A 14,921-nucleotide genomic window follows, 5' to 3' on the forward strand; every position below is an offset into this window, starting at 1 on the left:
TGAAACCATAAAAGAATCGATTGATAATCAAAGCATTGTTTTCACGGATAAAAGCACATCATACGTTGATATTTCAGATTTTGTTGAACTTCATATCACCGAAAAATCTGATAAAGAAACTACCAACGAAACCTTAAAATGGGTTCACATCACCATCAGCAATGCTAAAAGAAATCTATTGGGAAATTATCATAAAATCAAAAGAAAATATCTTCAATTGTATCTCAACGAATTTATTTACAAACTAAATCGAAGATATTTCGGAGACAAACTATTCGAAAGGCTCATTATTGCTAATATTACAGCAGTATGATTAAAAACGGATATACATAAAATTCTATAAAAAGTGTTAAAAAAATATTAACTTTGGATAATAAATAAAAAGGGAAATTGTTACCTTATTTTATATAAATGGAATCTAAAATATGGCTGTCGTCCCCACATATGGGAGGGCATGAAATGCAGTATATCCAAGAGGCTTTTGACCAAAACTGGGTTGCGCCTCTGGGTAAAAATGTGGATGAATTTGAAATAGCTATCGAAACTTTCCTTGGTGAAAGCAACAGAGTGGCAGCCCTGAGTTCCGGTACTGCAGCATTGCATCTGGCATTGGTACAGTTGGGTGTGGGATATGGCGATGAAGTTGTTTGCCAGTCTTTCACTTTCTCGGCTTCGGCCAACCCGATCAAATATTTGGGTGCTACACCTGTTTTTGTAGATTCGGATCCGGACAACTGGAACATGTCGCCGGATTATCTGGAAGCTGCCCTTGTCGACAGAATTGCGAAAGGTAAGAAGCCAAAGGCTGTGATTGTAGTCCACCTTTATGGTATGCCCGCCCGGATGGATGAGATTTTATCCATCTGCGAAAAATACAATATACCTTTGGTAGAGGACAGTGCGGAAGCGTTGGGCTCTACTTATAAAGGCAGGAAATGTGGGACATTTGGAGAATTTGCTGTTCTTTCCTTTAACGGGAACAAGATTATAACGACCTCAGGTGGTGGCGCGCTTGTCTGCAAAACTGAGGAGGAAAAAGTAAAGACTATATTTTTATCCACCCAAGCCAGAGATCCTGCACCGTATTACCAGCATTCTGAAGTTGGATACAATTACAGACTTAGTAATATCTGTGCCGGGATAGGACGGGGGCAAATGCAAATTTTACCAGAGCGCATCTTGCAAAGAAGGGCTAATCATGATTTCTACGAGAACCTTTTTCGAGATACAGAAGCTGTAACTGTTTTTACAGAAGCGAATGAGGACTATTACTCCAACCATTGGCTCAGTAGTATTACCATAGATGGGAGCTTGACTTCCAAAACCAATTATGATATGATGGCTGCTTTTGCAGCGCAAAATATAGAGACCAGGCCTCTTTGGAAGCCTATGCACCTTCAACCGGTTTTTAAAGATTGTCCGTATTACGGAGAAACCGTTGCTGAAGATTTATTTAACAGAGGGCTGTGTCTGCCTTCTGGTTCCAATTTAACCAATGATGATAAAAAAAGAATTAATGATGTTATAAGCAATTACCAATTTTAAATCGCTCACCAAACGAATGGAGAAGGCCAAAAATCGTAAACGATTTTCACTGAATGACAATGTATTGTACCTTGCAGATTTCAAATTTTTGCCAAGATGGGTTATATTAATTATAGATCTTTTTATAATCCTGGTTTCAATATTGATTTCGCACCTGTTGATTCTTAACCTGCATGTCAGCCACTACCGGATATTTCCGTTAAGTTACGTTTTTCTTTTCGTCATAGGCGTCAATGTTTTGTATATGTATATATTCAAGACATACCTTGGTGTTATAAGGCACTCTACCTTTGTAGACCTTTTTAAAATTTTTACTGCTAATATCTGCAGTATCCTCACAGTAATTGCGGTTAATTACATTTACTATCTCGGCACCGGAGAAAAAGTTGTGTTGATTCCTTTTTTAGGGCTTTATTTTGCTATTTCGTGCCTTTTGCTTTTTGTTTTCCGATTATTTGTGAAAGGCATTTTTAATATAGTTAAAGAAAATAAACGTAGTGCCAGCCGCAAAAAGATTTATATACTGGGCGATGATGATACCTCTGTAGCCATAGCGCAAGTTATACTGTCTAATCCCAATCTGCCATTTGATATCAGGGGATTTATTTCTTATCATGACAAAAAAGTCAATATCAAACTCCTGGACCGGAAAATACTGACGAAGGCAGATTTTATCAGCCAGCTCAAAAATAGCAAGATTGATGTGAGCGGTGTTTTGGTGATCAAGGAGGCACTGCAGAAAGACGATCTGGATTTTTGGGTCAATGTTTTTCTTGAAAATAATCTTAAGATTTACAAGTCGCCCAACATGCAAAAGCTAAGGAGCAAAGAAATTATCAATAATCTTAAAACCATCCAGATAGAAGACCTACTTAATCGTAAGCCTATCAAACTGGATAATACCGAGGTTAAAAAAAGGCATTTTCAGAAAACCGTTTTGGTAACCGGCGGTGCAGGCTCTATCGGGAAAGAAATCGTAAGGCAGGTTGCACTTTTAGAGCCCATGCAGATTATTATTCTCGATCAGTCCGAGACACCGCTCTATGACACCGAGCTTGAGATGAAAGAACTCTATCCAGATATTAATTTTAAATTTATCCTGGCTGATATTTCCAATTATAGCCGACTGGAACCTATTTTTAAAAAATATCAGTTCTCCATGGTTTATCATGCCGCTGCCTATAAACATGTCCCCTTGGTTGAAGAGAATCCTCATGAGGCTGTCCTTGTTAATGTATTGGGGACCAAAAATCTTTCTTTACTAGCCTGCAAGTATAAAGTCAACCGTTTTGTGATGGTATCCACTGATAAAGCGGTTAATCCTACCAACGTAATGGGTGCCTCTAAAAGAGTTGCAGAACTGTTTGTGCAGTCTTTGCAGAATTATGAAAACAACAGTACTAAATTTATTACCACAAGATTCGGAAATGTATTAGGGTCGAATGGCTCTGTCATACCGCATTTTCGTAAGCAGATAGAAAAGGGTGGACCTGTTACTATTACGCATCCCAATATTGTCCGCTATTTTATGACGATTGCAGAGGCCTGTGAGCTGGTTCTACATGCAGGTACAATGGGAACGGGTGGCGAAATCTATGTTTTTGATATGGGCGACCCGGTGAAGATTTTGGATTTGGCTAAGCGCATGATCAAATTGTCCGGACTGGAACCCAATGATGATATCAAAATTATCTATACCGGTTTGAGGCCCGGCGAAAAACTGTACGAAGAATTGTTGAGTGATAATGCCAAAACGCTCCCTACTTCGCATGAGAAGATTATGATATCAAAAGACCCATCCATGCATTTTTCGGAAATCGACGAACTCACAGAACTGGTTATCAGTTATTCTAAAAAAGAAGAGAAGCAGGAGATCGTAAAAGTCCTAAAATGTATCGTTAAAGAATTTAAAAGCAATAATTCGATCTATGAATCGTTAGATCAATAAGAATCCCCTATATTTGCAAAACTTAAGAATTTTATAAATCCTATATGAGAAAAATCTTATCCATAATTCTTATGGCAGCTGTATTTTGCGTCATTTTTTCATGTAAACCAAGGACAGACATTGATTATCTGCAAAATATAGAGCAAACAGCCATTGATGCATCGGTACAAAGCTCTAATTTTACCATACAGCCGGGTGATATGCTGATGATATCGGTTACGGCAAAAGATAACGAAGTCGCGAAGCCTTTTAACCAGAATTATTCTTCCAGCGATATTTCTCAGTATTCTCTTCCCAGTAATAACCTGTCTATGCAGGGACAATCTTCGGTCTCGGGGCCTACCTATATTGTAGATTCTAAAGGGAATATCCAGTTTCCTATTTTGGGTGAACTCAATACCAATGGCAAAACTACCGAACAATTCCGTGATGATATTAAGGAACTCCTGACCAGATATATAAAAAATCCAGGTGTTAACATCCGTACCACCAATTTTAAGATTACTGTTTTGGGAGAAGTGAACAAGCCGGGCGCTTATGTGATCCCAGACGGGCAATCCATGAGTGTGTTGGGCGCTTTAGGTTTGGCAGGCGATCTTACCATCTATGGGCAGCGTAAAAATGTTTTAATTGTTCGTAATGTGGATGGCGCCACTACCAAGCAATATATAGATTTAACTGACGCAGCTTCATTTAACTCACCCTATTACTATGTTAAACAAAATGATGTGATCTATGTAACGCCAAATAAGACCAGGAAAAATTCCTCTTCTTATGGCCCGCAGACAGGTATATTTATTTCGATTGCATCTGTAGTTGTGGGACTTTTAGCTTTAATCTTCAGGTAGTGTACACTTTTTTAGAAATAATTTTATGAATAGTGGCACTATGCGTCATATCTAAGTATCAATTTACTTTTCTAAATTTAAGTTTATTTTAAAGTTCATCATTTAATAAAAATTTTTATATCATCTAATGAATAACGTCAACGATAACGAAGCCCCAATAGACCTGCAGGATTTAATCAAACCCTACCTCAAACGCTGGTATTGGTTTCTGATTGGGTTTATAGTTTTTGTTTTATTAGGTATTATTTATATTAAAACAACAGCGCCGGTTTATAAAATTGAATCGACTGTCCTCATTAAAGATGCAAAGAAAATGTCCAGCGCTTCCGGCGATTTTGGTGTTTTAGCTGGATTAGGTGGTTTTGCAGGTATGGGGACTAACAGTATAGAGAACGAACTGGAGATTTTCAAATCGAGAAGGATTATAGAGGATGTTATTAAGGACCTTAAATTACAGGTGCCTCTATATTCCCGTGAAAAATATTACAATGTAGAATTGTATAAAGACACGGCTCCCTTTAATATTTATGTAGTTAATGAGAAACCGGATGAGGAGTTGCCAAAGAAACCTATTGATATAAAAATAGAAGGTGATAAAATTACGCTGTTTTCCAAAGAACTGAAAAAAGATGTTGTAGGCTCTTTCAATAAAACCATAAGCCTGCCTTATGTCAATATAATCATCACTAAAAACCCGGGCTTTAATCAGCGTAAGGTTAAAAAGATGAAGATGGATGACTTTTTCTTTACTTATTCTGATATTGATGGTTTAGTTGATGATTATCAGGAAAATCTAAATGTTGATTTGACTGATAAAGATGCCACAGTGATTGGTTTATCCATGAATTATTCTAATAAGGATAAAGCCAAGGACTTTATGAATGACCTAGTGAACAAATATAACCTGTATGCTACGTCAGATAAGAATACAGAATCTAAGAAAACCAAAGATTTTATTGATGATCGGATAACACTCATTTCCAAAGAACTGGGTGATGTGGAAAATCAAAAAGAACAGTTTAAAATTGCCAATGATGTGGTAGATATACCCACTGAAGCTAAGATGAATCTTCAGATTGCTACAGAGGCCAATAAGAACCAGGTCGAAAATGATACCCAGATTGAGCTGACCAACATCCTTATCAAATATATCAATTCCCCGGAAAACCAGTACCAGGTGATTCCCACTAATATAGGCATTGACAATTCTGCGGCGACGTCCAATATTTCTGCTTATAATAAACTGGTTCTTGACCGAAACCGTATGCTGGAGAATGCCACTCCGGAGAACCCGATTGTGATCGAAATCACCCGGGAAATTAATTCTTTAAAGACAGCTCTTAAAGAAAGTTTGTATAAAACGCTCAATACCCTAAAAATTAACAGGCAAAAAATTGCTGGTTTTGAAAATAAGGCAGAGAATAAAATCAGTGAATTTCCGCGTCAGGAAAAGCTGTTCCGCAGCATTGAGCGCCAACAGCAGATTAAGGAAAACCTATTCCTCCTGCTATTGCAAAAAAGGGAGGAGGCAGCCATTACCCTTGCCATTACGTCTGATAAGGCGAGGGTGGTGGACTATGCTTACGTGGAAAAAAAACCAGTGGCTCCAAAAAAGATGATTATCCTGCTGGCCTCTGCATTGTTAGGCTTGGCTTTGCCGTTTGGTTTGATTTACCTTAAAGAGCTCCTCAATAATAAATTGATTGATAAGCACGATCTTGAAAAACTTTCTACTGCTTCTGTACTTGCTGAGATCCCAAGGGTGACTAGCCGTGAGAACGAACTCATCCAGCATAATGATGTGAGCCCACTTGCAGAATCTTTCCGTATTTTAGTTACGAATATCCGATTTATGCTGCCTAAGAAGGATGGTGCTAAGGTTATTTTTGTGACCTCCAGTGTGAAAGGTGAAGGTAAAACATTTGTCTCAGTTAATCTTTCCTTAGCATTAGCCACCGCACAGAGTAAGGTCTTGGTTATAGGTTCTGATATCCGAAATCCTCAGTTGCAGCGTTATAACCCTTCGATGAAAGGCGCTAAAGGGCTTGCTGAGTACCTGCATGGGGATGTTAATGATGCGCATTCTATCATCCATCCAAGTGGCTTTAACCCCCATTGCGATTTTATCTATTCGGGCAGCATCCCGCCGAACCCGGCAGATCTGTTGCAGAATGGGCGTTACGAGCAGTTGCTTGATGCGGTTAAGAATGATTACCAATATATCATCCTGGATACCGCACCATTGATGCTTGTAACAGATTCTCTTTTAATAGCCGATGTGGCAGATGCTACGGTGTATGTAACCCGTTCTGAAGTCACAGAAAAAGCTTATATCGAGTTTGCCAATAACCAAATTGATAGCCTGAAAATAAAAAATGTTGGATTTGTATTGAATGATGTGCATAAGACCAATTTTGGATATGGTAACAAGTATGGATACGGTTATCAGGCAGAAGAGAAAAAGTGGTGGCAGATATTTAAATAATAAACAAACTTAGCCATATTCTAATATGTCTAACAGCGAATAAATGTCGAAATCACTAAAGACTAATTTTGTTTATAACCTTATAAACACTAGTTTAGGAATACTTTTTCCTATCATATCTTTTCCTTATGCATCAAGAATATTGATGGCAAAAGGCATTGGTGAAGTTAACTTTTTCCAGTCTATTGTTCAATATATAGTACTTTTTACATCTTTAGGTATTCCCATGTATGCCATCCGCGAAGTTGCTAAAATAAGAGATAATAAAGCTGAAAGGAATAATACCTTATTGGAAATCCTTATTCTCAATTTAGTATTTACAATAGTTGGTTATATTGCTGTTTTTATTATCATTAATACAGTAGCCAAGGTTCAGGTTAATATCCCTCTCTTTCTTGTTTTGAGTTTCTCTATTATCCTAACAACAATCGGCTGTGATTGGTTTTATCAGGCTATAGAAGATTTTAAGTATATAACCATAAGAGGAATTGTTGTAAGAAGTTGTGCGCTTGTATTTTTGTTTGTATTTGTAAGGACAGAGAAAGATCTGTTGTATTACGCAATAAGCATAACTATAGGTAGTTTAGGAGGTAACGTATTTAATTTTTTCAGGTTAAAGAAGTATGTTGAATTTTCCGAATTATTTACAGGTAATCTGAAACCATTCAGGCATTTTAAGCCAGTTTTGAGAATCTTCATGCTTAATCTGATTATCAGTATTTATATTAATCTTAATGTTATTATGTTAGGATTTATGAAGAATAACGAAAGTGTTGGATTTTTCACTTCTGCCACAAAGTTAACACAGGTTATTTTAACAATTGTTACATCTTTGGGAACTGTTCTGTTGCCGCGGATGTCTCATATGATTTCTAATAATCTGATGGATGAATTTAAGGTGCTAGCACAAAAATCATTAGACTTTATCATTATGGTGACATTACCTATTATGATGGGCTTAATATTATTGGCGGATTACTTGATCATGATGTTCTGTGGTTCTGATTATATACCTGCTATACCTACTTTGCAAATTCTTGCGCCTATTATCCTCTTTATTGGTGTTTCTAATGTTTTTGGTATTCAGATTTTGTATCCCCAAGGGAAAGAGCGTATTGTTATTTTTGCAACAGCAGCAGGTGCCGTTGTTAATTTTATAATGAATCTCTGGTTGGTCCCAAAATATAGCCAAGATGGTGCGGCAATTGCAACCTTTGTTGCCGAACTTTTGGTTACCGGACTTATGTGTTTGATTGGCAGGAGATTACTTTGGGTAAGCTGGCAAAAAAGCTATTGGACTTATATAATCGCAACTTTGATAATGGGGGCGGTTATTTATATAATAAAATTGCTTAATTTTAATTTTGTTATAGATTTTATGACTTGTATAGGAGCTGGTTCTATTGTTTATTTTATCATTTTAATTATAACAAAAGATCCTTTTTATCTTATCGCAAAGAATTTGATTTTCAGTAAATTAAAACTAAAAAAATAACTATGAAATACGATTATTTAATCGTTGGGGCTGGCCTCTATGGTGCTACCTTTGCTCACTTAGCAAAAAAGGCAGGCAAAACATGCCTCGTTATAGACAGGAGGCCACATATTGGCGGTAATATCTACTGCGAGAATGTTGAAGGTATTAATGTGCATAAATACGGTGCACATATTTTCCACACCTCAAATAAAAAGGTTTGGGATTTTGTTAACTCTATTGTAGAGTTTAATCGTTATACCAATAGTCCGGTTGCTAATTATAAAGGGGATTATTTTAATCTGCCTTTTAACATGAATACCTTTTACCAGATGTGGGGTGTAAAAACACCGGCTGAAGCCAAAGCTAAAATCGAAGAACAAAAACAGGATGCTGTAGAAAAGATGAAAGCTGCAGGGATTGAAGAACCCCGTAATCTGGAAGAGCAGGCCATTCTGCTGATTGGTAAAGACATCTATGAAAAATTAATAAAAGGTTACACAGAAAAACAATGGGGCAGGCCAGCCACAGAGATCCCTGCATTTATTATCAAGCGTTTGCCTGTGAGGTTTGTCTATGACAACAATTATTTTAATGACAAATACCAGGGTATCCCGATTGGTGGATATAATAAACTGATCGAAGGCTTGCTGGAAGGAACAGAAGTACAATGCAACATCGACTTTTTGTCCAACAAAGAGCAGTATGAAGATCTTGCGGATAAAATTCTTTTCACAGGCGCGATTGATGAGTTTTTCGGATACAAATTTGGAAAGCTGGCTTACCGTACGATTAGTTTTGAACATGAGGTTCATGAAGTCTCTAATTATCAAGGTAATGCCGTGATTAACTATACAGAAGCGGAAGTGCCTTATACCAGGATCATAGAACATAAGCATTTTGAGATGTTTGGTGAGGAGGTGGAAAAGAATCCCAAAACAATCATCTCAAAAGAATATTCTACAGAATGGAAAGAAGGCATGGAGCCGTATTATCCGATCAATGATGCCGAAAACAATGCACTGTACCAGCAATATAAAGCTTTGGCAGATCAAAATGAGAAATATATCTTTGGCGGAAGGCTGGCAGAGTACAAATATTATGATATGGCTCCGGTGGTAGAGTTGGTGATGGAAAAATTCAAAAATCACCTGTAATTGTATTGTGGTAATTAATAAGTTGTCATAACAATGGTTTATTTAGTAACTTTTTTCATGTCCTTAATATTTATAAAAATAGCCGATATATTTAAAGGTTTAAAGATTTTATTCTGGATATTTACCTTGCTAGGACTTCTAATACCAGTCTATTTAGCCTCAGCAAGAGATACATCTGTAGGCTTTGATGTAAAATATTATGTAGAGCCGTTTTTTGATATTGCTTGCAAATCAAAGACTTTTTCTGAATATGTAGATGATGTTAAGTCTGACTATGTCTATATGGGAATTAATTATATTGTTTCTAGGTTTACTAAGGATTTATTTTGGTTACATTTTACATTACAAAGTTTGATGATTTCTATGATTTATTATGTAGCGTACCAGTATAGAAAAAAATTTCCCATCTGGATTGTAATATTTCTGTATTTTACAATAATGTATTGTACAACATATAATATAGTAAGACAAAGTTTAGCGGTGGCCATTACATTTTTAGGATACTATTTTTTTATTAATAATAAAAGAAAGTTGTTTTTTACATTAATGATTTTGGCTTTACTATCACATCCAACATCAATAGTTTGCCTATTATATCTATCTGTTGATTACATCGTAAAAATCAAAAATTCACGATTAAAATATTTTACAATAATATTTTTATCAATATCTTTTGTCGGTATTCTTTTCTTGTTCAAAGATATGATAAATTTATTACTAACTTTAGGTGGCGATAATGTACAAAGGTATAGTTATTATATCGAAAATACGGAAGGTGGTATTTCAAAGTTTGATGTAGCATTAAAGATTTTTACATTAATAATAATTATATATGGATTGGTTAAAAAGGTTACTGACGAAAGATTGCTTCTTAGTTTTCTTATGCTAACATTTCTTGGTATAATAACAGTTTTTTTAAATTTAATTGCGACGAGTGCAAATAGATTTACTTTTTACTTTCAAGATATAAGTTTTATAGCAATACCTATGATATTATATTCAAAAAAGATTTTGATACATATAAGGTTAGTATTGACTCTTTTATATATTAGTTTAGCATTAACAACATTTTATTCAGTTTTCGTAATAAACGGGAAGACTGCAGGATATATTTATCCATATAAATCAAAAATTTTAGGAATTTAAATCATGGCAAAAATACTTTCAATAATTATTCCATCCTATAATATGGAAAAGTTACTAGGACGGTGTATAGAATCATTGCTTCCCGATAAATTAAATAATATAGAAATTATTATAGTTAATGATGGAAGTAAGGATAATACGTTATTAGTTGCAAATGAATATAAAGGGAATTATCCAGATGTTATTGTTGTAATTGACAAACCAAATGGAAACTATGGTTCTTGTATTAATGAAGGGTTGAAGGTTGCTAAAGGAAAATATATTAAAATTCTGGATGCTGACGATTGGTTTGATTCTAAGGCATTCAAAGAATATATTTTAGTCTTAGAAAAAACTGATGTTGATTTGATTCTAACAGACTTTAATGATGTTATAGCTGATGGTCCAATAATAAAAAGACATTGCGAAAATCTGGATCCGTATAAAGTTTTATCTTCAACTCATGTTTTTGAATCTTCAAGTTTTCTTAAGTTGGGAATGCATGCGGTAACGTATAGAACAAAAATTTTAAGAGATAATAATTATAAACAAACAGAAGGCATTTCTTATACTGACCAGGAATGGATCTTTTATCCTATGGAGTGGGTGCAAAAGGTTTTTTACTGTCCACTCAATGTTTATCAATATAATTTAGGCAGAGAAGGGCAGACAATGGATCCTAAAATAATTGTTAGGAATATTTCGCATTTTATACAAATATTAGAGCGGATGTTGGATACTCTAAGTCATAAAGAATTCTCTAATGAACAAAAAAAGTATTTGTATAATTGTATGCGCGGTACATTAAAAACAATCTATAAAAATGTACTACTTAATGACAATATTGGATTTGACTTGAAAACCTTATCAAATTTGGATCATAGGATAAAATACATGTTACCATTGTATTATAAGGAAATGGATGATTTTGTTATCCATAAATATTTACCTTTAAAATATATATATTATTGGAGGAGAAAACAGAAGCGATATCCCAATATTGTATTACAACTCAATAAAAATTTGAAATTATTACAGAAAAAATTCGAATATTATAGATCATGATAATACAAAAGTACCGTAAAAAATTGTTGTCTCTAAAAAATGACTATCAGAATAAACGTTCTTTTTTTACCATAATTAAATCTTTTCAATTTACAATTTCACCGTATTTTCCTCATGTTCTAAATCGAAATCACGCCGATATACTGAATTTACTCAAAATTAAATTTAGATTGCTAATCCAAAATTATCATAACTTACATTCATCTTCCGGTAATAAGATTGAAAACCGGCTTTGGGTAATGTGGTGGCAAGGATATAATTCTATGCCTACACTTGTAAAATCGTGTTATAATAGTATTAAAAAAGTATATCCTAACATGGACTTGGTTTTAATTACAGAAGAAAATTACAAAAATTACTTACAATTACCAGAGCATATCTTACAACATGTTCAAAATAAGAATATTTCTTTAACGCATTTATCGGATATTTTAAGGATGGGACTTCTTTCAAAACATGGAGGAGTATGGATCGATGCTACTATATACTTAACAGGGCAAATCGATTTCCACTCTAAATCTTTTTTTTCAATACGGCAACATAAAGAATATGCAAGATATGTATTGAAAGGAAATAAATGGACTCCCTATTTATTGGCATCATCTAAAAATTATAAGTTGGCAACCTTTGCCTATGATTTTTTGATAGAGTATTGGAAAATTGAAAATAAATTGATAGACTATTTCTTAATAGACTATATCATTGCCATTGCGTATGAAACTTTTCCAGATGTAAGAGCAGATATAGATGACCTGTCATTTGAATATGAAGGTGTCTATTTTATGGCTGAGAAATTAAATGATAAGTTTGATAAGTTTGAACTTAAAAAAAATATTATCAATAAGTTGAGTTATAAAAATACTTATACGACTAAAATTGATGATACAATTACGAATTATGGCTTTTTAGTTAAAGATTTCCAATAAATAATATGAAGAAAAACCCACTTGTTTCAGTTATAATTCCGATATACGATGTCGAGATATATCTCAGTACATGTATTGAGAGTGTACTGGCACAAACTTATCACTCTTTAGAGATTTTTTTAGTGGATGATGGTTCTCCGGATAATTGCGGCTATATATGTGATGAATATGCACAAAAAGATAACCGCATCGTTGTAATTCATAAAAAGAATGGTGGACTATCTGATGCGAGAAATGTTGCTATAGATATTGCAAAAGGCGAGTATATTACCTTCGTAGATAGTGATGATTATATAAGTCCATATTATATAGAAACATTATTAGACTTAGCAACAGAGTCGGACTGCGATATTGCAGTTACATCATTAGTGCAGTTTAAAGAAGGCGAAAAAATTGCTATTCAAAGCTGTAATTATAATAAAAAGGTCTTCGAAGTTAATGAGGCAATTAATGAAATGTTTTATCAAGGTTCTTTTGATAATAGTGCATGGGCAAAACTTTATCATAGGTCGTTATTTTCTAGTGGTATTAGATATCCAATAGGTATATTGTATGAAGATTTAGCCACAACATACAAGTTATTTTTATTAGCCAATAAGGTTGCATTTTCAAATAGAAAAACATATTTTTACTTGATTCGCTCAAATAGTATAGAAGGTTCTCCATTTAACGAAAAAAAAATGAAAAGCGTTTTGTTTATTATTGGAGAACTTGAAAAATTTAAGAAATCAAACCCAGAGTTTTTGGATCCAATTAATTGCCGGATAATGAGTTTTTTATTACACGTTCTTTTCGAAACTAATAAAGGGAGCAAAAGTGAAAAAGAACTTTTTTTATTGGTAAAAAAATATAGAATGTCGGTCCTAAAAAATTCACGAGCAAGAAAGAAAACCATTATTGCAAGTCTTCTATCTTTTTTAGGAATTTCAACATTACGACTGTTTTATCAAATAAGCAACAAGAGATACTGAATAGATTTAACAAATAATTACATTTCATTATGAGATCATTACGTAAGTCATTTTCTTTTATTAGTATACTTTTAATTGGTTTGTTGATTTTTTTTTATAACATTCTCTTTTCTCAAAAATCTATTACAATAGATTTTTCTAAGAAAATTGAAAAAAGACAATCAATGATAGGTTTTCTCCATGTTAATGATTTAAATCCCTTGATAAATGATATCAAAGAATTGAAACCCAGATATTGGAGAGTAGGAAACTCTTTGGTGGATAAAGATTTGAGGGACAGGCAGTTCGAAATAATGAGGAAGTATAATATTACCCCTATATTAGTCCTGACAGATTTTTATTCGCATTATGATAAAAGGAAGTATGATTGGAAACAACCTTATAAAGAAACTGAGGCCTTTGCGCAATTAGTAGAAGATTTCTATAAACAATATGGTAATACGGTAATATATGATATTTGGAATGAACCCAATTATCCTCCATTTTGGGATGGAGACAGGCAACAGTTTTTTATAAGTTTCAAAGCAGCTTATGATAAAATTAGATCTTTGCCAGGAGGTGATAAAGCAATAATTACTGGTCCCTCAACAGCTAGATTTGATAAAGAATTTATAGAATCATTCTTAGATTATTGTAATAAAAACAATGTGAAAATTGATATTTTAAATTGGCATTTGAATGAAGATATTCAACACGCTTTGGAATTATCTCAGCAAATAGATTATGCTCAAAATTATTGGAAAAAAAAATATCCCAATGTAGGTTTTAAAGATGTTGCGATTTATGAATTTATAGGCGAAGATGATTATTTTAAACCTCTTACATCCTTAGCATATATTAACGTGCTTGATAGAGAAGGGGTGCCCGGTATTAAAACATGTGGTAATGCTAATGGTGAAAGCACATGCATAAACAACTCCATTGATGGACTACTAACACCAGAAGGAAAACCACGCTCTGTTTGGTGGGTGTATAAATATTATGCTGATAGTCTACCAGCAAGATTTAATACATCTGTAGATTCTGACAGAACAGCAGCGATTTCTTATTTCTCAAAAGATACTAATTCTGTAAATGTACTATTTGGAAATTTGGGAAAATTTAGCTCATCATTTTCAATAGATCTTAATTCTATTAGACGTTTTTCTTTGTTTTCAAAAACTAATGAAATTAAATATACCTTATATAGAATTCCTAATACTGAACAAAAAGAATTACCGAATCCAATAGTATTACAGTCGGGTTCAATACATTTATCAAGCAAAAAAATGAATACTATTGATTTTAAGAATATAGATGTAGAGTCTGTTTATCTTTTAAAAATCAACAATTAAAACTCTTAACCTTTTCTTATTTTGGATTAATAACAGAATAAGA

At 33.9% G+C, this 14,921-nt stretch carries 12 protein-coding genes; all 12 read left to right on the forward strand.

What is annotated here, in order from left to right; all coding sequences use genetic code 11:
• On the forward strand, nucleotides 1-313 hold a 313-nt coding region (locus tag B0B05_RS10900), incomplete at its 5' end, for an IS1595 family transposase (protein WP_143746001.1).
• Between the two features lie 98 nt (nucleotides 314-411).
• Entirely contained in the window at nucleotides 412-1,545 is a 1,134-nt protein-coding gene (locus tag B0B05_RS10905) for an aminotransferase class I/II-fold pyridoxal phosphate-dependent enzyme (RefSeq protein WP_076783680.1), read from the forward strand.
• Nucleotides 1,546-1,561: 16 nt separating this feature from the next.
• Nucleotides 1,562-3,493, forward strand: coding sequence for a polysaccharide biosynthesis protein (locus B0B05_RS10910; RefSeq protein WP_076783681.1), 1,932 nt, complete (start codon nucleotides 1,562-1,564; stop codon nucleotides 3,491-3,493).
• Nucleotides 3,494-3,537: 44 nt separating this feature from the next.
• Nucleotides 3,538-4,341, forward strand: a complete 804-nt coding sequence (locus B0B05_RS10915) for a polysaccharide biosynthesis/export family protein (protein ID WP_076783682.1) — start codon at nucleotides 3,538-3,540, stop codon at nucleotides 4,339-4,341.
• Between the two features lie 127 nt (nucleotides 4,342-4,468).
• Complete coding sequence (locus B0B05_RS10920) at nucleotides 4,469-6,826, forward strand: GumC family protein (RefSeq protein WP_076783683.1); 2,358 nt, start codon at nucleotides 4,469-4,471, stop codon at nucleotides 6,824-6,826.
• A 43-nt stretch (nucleotides 6,827-6,869) separates the two neighbouring features.
• A complete protein-coding gene (locus B0B05_RS10925; protein ID WP_076783684.1) occupies nucleotides 6,870-8,321 on the forward strand; it encodes a flippase in 1,452 nt (483 codons plus the stop codon).
• A gap of 2 nt (nucleotides 8,322-8,323) precedes the next feature.
• On the forward strand, nucleotides 8,324-9,457 hold the full coding sequence (glf, locus tag B0B05_RS10930; protein ID WP_076783685.1) for a UDP-galactopyranose mutase: 1,134 nt from the start codon (nucleotides 8,324-8,326) through the stop codon (nucleotides 9,455-9,457).
• A gap of 33 nt (nucleotides 9,458-9,490) precedes the next feature.
• Complete coding sequence (locus tag B0B05_RS10935; protein ID WP_076783686.1) at nucleotides 9,491-10,603, forward strand: EpsG family protein; 1,113 nt, start codon at nucleotides 9,491-9,493, stop codon at nucleotides 10,601-10,603.
• 3 nt (nucleotides 10,604-10,606) lie between these two features.
• On the forward strand, nucleotides 10,607-11,647 hold the full coding sequence (locus tag B0B05_RS10940; protein ID WP_076783687.1) for a glycosyltransferase family 2 protein: 1,041 nt from the start codon (nucleotides 10,607-10,609) through the stop codon (nucleotides 11,645-11,647).
• Complete coding sequence (locus tag B0B05_RS10945; RefSeq protein WP_076783688.1) at nucleotides 11,644-12,573, forward strand: capsular polysaccharide synthesis protein; 930 nt, start codon at nucleotides 11,644-11,646, stop codon at nucleotides 12,571-12,573. Before B0B05_RS10940 ends, B0B05_RS10945 begins: the two co-directional genes overlap by 4 nt.
• A 5-nt stretch (nucleotides 12,574-12,578) precedes the next feature.
• Entirely contained in the window at nucleotides 12,579-13,544 is a 966-nt protein-coding gene (locus tag B0B05_RS10950; protein WP_076783689.1) for a glycosyltransferase family 2 protein, read from the forward strand.
• 29 nt (nucleotides 13,545-13,573) lie between these two features.
• The gene (locus tag B0B05_RS10955; RefSeq protein WP_076783690.1) at nucleotides 13,574-14,878 is read left to right on the forward strand and encodes a GH39 family glycosyl hydrolase; all 1,305 of its coding nucleotides are present in this window, start codon (nucleotides 13,574-13,576) and stop codon (nucleotides 14,876-14,878) included.
• Nucleotides 14,879-14,921: the final 43 nt, after the last annotated feature.

Origin of the sequence: Epilithonimonas bovis DSM 19482 (assembly GCF_900108115.1) — a bacterium.
Taxonomy (GTDB): Bacteria; Bacteroidota; Bacteroidia; order Flavobacteriales; family Weeksellaceae; genus Epilithonimonas; species Epilithonimonas bovis.